Annotated in this window: 3 protein-coding genes and 1 pseudogene; all 4 read left to right on the top strand. The window is 67.1% G+C overall.

Going from position 1 to position 3,601, the window contains the following annotated elements; genetic code table 11:
• A pseudogene (locus AB4Z46_RS35060) lies at positions 1-225 on the top strand (methyl-accepting chemotaxis protein); the annotation flags it as partial.
• Positions 226-389: 164 nt separating this feature from the next.
• Positions 390-2,033 (top strand): methyl-accepting chemotaxis protein, encoded by a 1,644-nt coding sequence (locus tag AB4Z46_RS35055; protein ID WP_442288163.1) that lies wholly within the window; start codon positions 390-392, stop codon positions 2,031-2,033.
• Positions 2,030-2,545 (top strand): chemotaxis protein CheW, encoded by a 516-nt coding sequence (locus AB4Z46_RS35050; protein WP_442288162.1) that lies wholly within the window; start codon positions 2,030-2,032, stop codon positions 2,543-2,545. The genes AB4Z46_RS35055 and AB4Z46_RS35050 overlap by 4 nt, the downstream gene beginning before the upstream one ends.
• Positions 2,546-2,576: 31 nt before the next feature.
• On the top strand, positions 2,577-3,601 hold a 1,025-nt coding region (locus tag AB4Z46_RS35045), incomplete at its 3' end, for a methyl-accepting chemotaxis protein (protein ID WP_442288161.1).

Genomic DNA, 3,601 nt, shown 5'->3' with positions numbered 1-3,601 from the left:
AGCCAGGAGCAGACCTCGGGGATCGAGCAGATCAACCAGGCGATCACGCAGATGGACCAGGTGACGCAGCAGAACGCGGCGCTGGTGGAGGAGGCTGCGGCGGCGGCGGGCTCGCTGCAGGAGCAGGCGTCGAGCCTGGTGCAGGCCGTGAGCGTCTTCAAGATGGGGGCAGGCAGCGGCGAACGCAGCGAGCCTGCATTCGGACGCCCCCTCGCGGGCGGTTGAACGGAATTTCGAAGCCAGCCCTTCAGGACTGGCGACCTGCTGCCGATAACACGGAGAGAGTCATTTCCCGACCACGCAGCTCGTGAGCATGTGCAGGCTCGAATTCGAATCCGGACGCGGTGCATCCGCACGCGCGTCGAACCCATTGGAAAGCGCTGAAGCGTATGCGTGTCAATCTACCCGTCAACGACCAGGAATATCTGCTGCCCAAGGGCGCCGCACTGGTGTCCCGCACCGACCTCAAGGGGCGTATCACCTACGTCAACCCGATCTTCGTGGAGGTCAGCGGCTACGCCCTCGATGAACTCATCGGCAAGGCCCACAACATCGTGCGCCATCCCGACATGCCGCCGGAGGCCTTCTCCGACATGTGGGAAACGCTGGGGCGCGGCCTGCCCTGGACGGGCCTGGTCAAGAACCGCCGCAAGAACGGCGATTTCTACTGGGTCCAGGCGAATGTGACGCCGATCCACCGCGAGGGCGTGACCGAGGGCTACATGTCGGTGCGCCGGGAACCCGATCGTGCCGAGGTCGACCAGGCCGGCCGGATCTATCGCCGCATCCTCGACGGCCGGGCGTCGGGCCTGCGGATTCGCCAGGGGGAGGTGGTCTCGCGCGGCCTGTCGGATCCGATCGGCAGTCTGCGCCGCATTCCGATCCGGCACCGGGTTTCCGTGGTGGCCGCCGGCGCCGCGGTGCTCTCGCTGGGCATCGGTGCAGTGGCCTGGTCGGCGGTCGCGCCGCTCGCGGCGGCGTCGAACGCGCCCGGCTGGCTGCCGAAGCTGATCGCGGGCGCATCGCTGGGTTCCGCGCTGGCCTGGATCGGCCTGGGCCATTTCCTTGCGCGCACGGTGTTCCGGCCGCTGGATCAGGCCGTGTGCGTTGCGCAGGCCATCGCGGGCGGCGCATTGGCCGAGTTCCAGATCCGTCCCACGGACGAGACCAAGGGCTTGCTGCGGGCGCTGAACCAGATGAGCGCGAACCTGTTCGCGATCGTCGCGGACGTCGGGGCCAGCGTGGCCGGCGTGATGACCACTTCGGGCCAGATCGCGGCCGGCAACCAGGATCTGTCGTCGCGTACCGAGGAGCAGGCCAGCTCGCTGGAACAGACCGCGGCCTCGATGGAAGAACTCACCAGCACGGTCAAGCAGAACGCCGACAACGCGCGCCAGGCCGACGAGCTCGCGGCCTCTGCGTCGGAGGTGGCGGTGAAGGGCGGGGAGGTGGTGAGCCAGGTGGTCGACACCATGGCCTCGATCAACGCGTCCTCGCGCAGGATCGTCGACATCATCGGCGTSATCGACGGCATCGCYTTCCAGACCAACATCCTGGCGCTGAACGCGGCGGTGGAAGCCGCGCGGGCCGGCGAGCAGGGCCGGGGCTTCGCGGTGGTGGCGGCGGAGGTGCGCAATCTCGCGCAGCGCTCCGCCGGCGCGGCCAAGGAGATCAAGGGCCTGATCGAYGACTCGGTGGGCAAGGTGGGCGCGGGCAGCGCGCTGGTGGCCGAAGCGGGCAAGACCATGGAAGAGATCGTCGGCAGCGTGAAGCGCGTGACCGACATCATGGGCGAGATCACGACGGCGAGCCGGGAGCAGACCTCGGGGATCGAGCAGATCAACCAGGCGATCACGCAGATGGACCAGGTGACGCAGCAGAACGCGGCGCTGGTGGAAGAGGCCGCGGCTGCCGCGCAGTCGCTGCAGGCGCAGGCCGGCGGCCTGGTCGACGCAGTCAGCGTTTTCAGGATGGATGCCGGGGGCAGCAGCCGCGGCAAAAGCAAGTTTCAACTCATGGAGTCAACGAAATGAACGCAGATCAAGGCAAGCAGTCCTCCCAGGAAGCAGCCGCTCCGGCCGCGCGCGCGGCCAGGCCGCTGGAGTTTCTTTCCTTCACGCTGGGCGAGGAGGAGTACGGCATCGACATCCAGCGGGTGCAGGAGCTGCGCGGCTACGACGCGGTGACGCGGATCGCGAACGCGCCGGAGTACATCAAGGGGGTGGTGAACCTGCGCGGGATCATCGTTCCGATCATCGACATGCGGATCAAGTTCGCGCTGGGGACGCCGAGCTACGACCAGTTCACGGTGGTGATCGTGCTGAACATCGGGGGCCGTGTGGTGGGGATGGTGGTGGACAGCGTGTCGGACGTGATCACGCTGTCGCCGGAGCAGATCAAGCCGGCGCCGGCGATGGGGTCGGTGCTGGACACGGACTACCTGATCGGCCTGGGGACGCTGGACGAGCGGATGCTGATCCTGGTGGACATCGACCGGCTCATGTCCAGCGAGGAAATGGGCCTGGTCGAGGCCGCAGCGGCCTGAGAAAAGCGAACTTCCAACTTCGAGCCCCATCATGAATCTCCTGTCCAACGTCCGCATCGGAACCCGCCTCGCCATCGGCTTCGCCGTCGTCCTGGGGCTGACGATCGTCTCGACCACGATCGCGCTGGTCAGTGCGCGAAACAACGCGGAAGCCACCCGCCACATGATGCAGAGCCCGCTGGCCAAGGAGCGGCTCATCGCCGACTGGTACGTGCTGACCTATTCGGCCATCGCGCGCACTTCGATGATCGCCAAGACCACCGACGAGACGCTGCCCGTCACCTTCGCCGAGGTGATCTCCGACAGCGTCAAGAAGGGCAGCGAGACCATGGCGAAGGTCGAGGCGCTGCTGGTGACCGATATCGAGAAGTCGACTTTCAAGTCGATCGTCGAGCTGCGTGCGAAGTACCAGGCCGCCAAGGACCTGGTGGGCAAGGCGAAGGCGAGCGGCAACGCGGAGGAGACGGAGCGCGTCTTCAAGACGTCGTTCCTTCCGGCGGCGAAGGCCTACGAAAGCCGCGTGCTCGAATTGCTCTCGCTGGAACGGCAGGCGATCGACGACATGAGTCGCGCGATCGATGCGACCAACGAACGCGGTTTCGTCCTGCGGCTTCTCCTGGGCATCCTGACGGTGATCGTCGGCAGCGTGTTCGCGTGGCTCATCTCGCGCAGCATCACGAGGCCGCTGGGCAAGGCGGTCCGGGTCGCGGAGTCGGTGGCGGCCGGTGACCTGAGCACGCGCATCCAGGTGGAGAGCCGCGACGAGACGGGCCAGCTGATGCAGGCGCTCAAGCACATGAACGAGAGCCTGTCGAAGGTGGTGGGCGAAGTGCGCACGGGCACCGACACCATCGCGACGGCCTCGGGCGAGATCGCCACCGGCAACCAGGACTTATCGTCGCGCACCGAGGAGCAGGCGAGCTCGCTGGAGGAGACGGCGGCCTCGATGGAAGAACTCACCAGCACGGTCAAGCAGAACGCCGACAACGCGCGGCAGGCGAATCAGCTGGCGGTGTCGGCCTCCGAAGTGGCGGTCCGGGGCGGGGTCCGGGGCGG

This window comes from Variovorax sp. M-6 (genome assembly GCF_052114385.1).
Taxonomy (GTDB): domain Bacteria; phylum Pseudomonadota; class Gammaproteobacteria; order Burkholderiales; family Burkholderiaceae_C; genus Variovorax.
The sequence above is the reverse complement of the archived record's forward strand: the minus strand, read 5'-3'. Positions and strand labels throughout refer to the sequence as shown.

Bases quoted from the DNA above. Each gene is read 5' to 3' on its own strand.
- AB4Z46_RS35050 (WP_442288162.1), top strand. From the start codon at position 2,030: ATGAACGCAGATCAAGGCAAGCAGTCCTCCCAGGAAGCAGCCGCTCCG.